Source organism: Streptococcus infantis (assembly GCF_001579645.1).
GTDB lineage: Bacteria > Bacillota > Bacilli > Lactobacillales > Streptococcaceae > Streptococcus > Streptococcus infantis_E.
In genome coordinates this window covers 1-908 of the sequence record NZ_LQZF01000180.1, presented here as the reverse complement: position 1 = coordinate 908, position 908 = coordinate 1, and the positions used below count along the sequence as shown (strand labels likewise).

Sequence of the window (908 nt, the reverse complement as noted above, 5' to 3'; positions counted from 1 at the left end):
CCGCTTTTTTCTGTAGATACTATAGTAATTTTTGATAATGTCCTAGGATTCTGATAAAATGAGGTATAAGAAATTAATAAGAAAGAGAACCACCATGCAAACACAAGAAGAAATGAATGTTCTGGTACCTGAAAAACTAGCGGAAATTGAACGTGATTATGATGTTACCGTATTGTGGGCAATTGAGTCTGGCAGTCGCGCTTGGGGCTTTGAGTCACCAGATAGTGACTTTGATGTGCGTTTCATTTACAAGCATAAGCAAGAATTTTATCTTAGTCTGAACGATCATCGCGATGTCATTGAACTACCAATTGACGATATTTGGGATGTGAGCGGCTGGGATTTGGACAAGACTTTAAAACTTCTTTATAAGTCAAATCCAACCCTCTTTGAGTGGTTACAGTCGCCAATCGTTTACCAGCAAGACGAAGGCTTTATTGACCGTATCCGTCCGCTTGTTAGTCAGTATTTTTCCGAGAAAAAGATGCTCCACCATTACTTGAATACTGCTAGAACTCAAATGAATAAGTATCTTTCAGGAGACAAGGTCAAACCTAAAAAGTACTTCTATGCTCTGCGTCCAATTTTAGCCTGTCGTTGGATAGAAAAATATCATTCTGTTCCACCGATTTTATTTGATGATTTAGTGAAAGAATTGCTTCCTGATGAAATGAAAGAGCATGTGTCTAGACTGCTTGATATCAAGATAAATGGGCCTGAAGGTATGGAAATTGAGCCGATTAAGCCCATCCAGGACTACATCTCCAAAAATATACAAGAACTAGATGATTACATCCAAAGTGTTACCGAGGGGAAGAAAGACTGGGAAGCTCTCAATCAATTTTTCCTTGAAGAATTAAGTCGTGACTGAGGTTAGATATGAGAAAATGGACATGTAGATGTGGTCA

1 protein-coding gene is annotated in these 908 nt (G+C 38.4%); it reads left to right on the top strand.

The window, feature by feature from the left end:
* Nucleotides 1–94: 94 nt before the first annotated feature.
* Nucleotides 95–871: a nucleotidyltransferase domain-containing protein gene (locus SINDD18_RS09985; protein WP_061864003.1), complete on the top strand. Its 777-nt coding sequence runs from the start codon at nt 95–97 to the stop codon at nt 869–871.
* Nucleotides 872–908: the final 37 nt, after the last annotated feature.

Bases quoted from the DNA above. Each gene is read 5' to 3' on its own strand.
- SINDD18_RS09985 (WP_061864003.1), top strand. From the start codon at position 95: ATGCAAACACAAGAAGAAATGAATGTTCTGGTACCTGAAAAACTAGCG.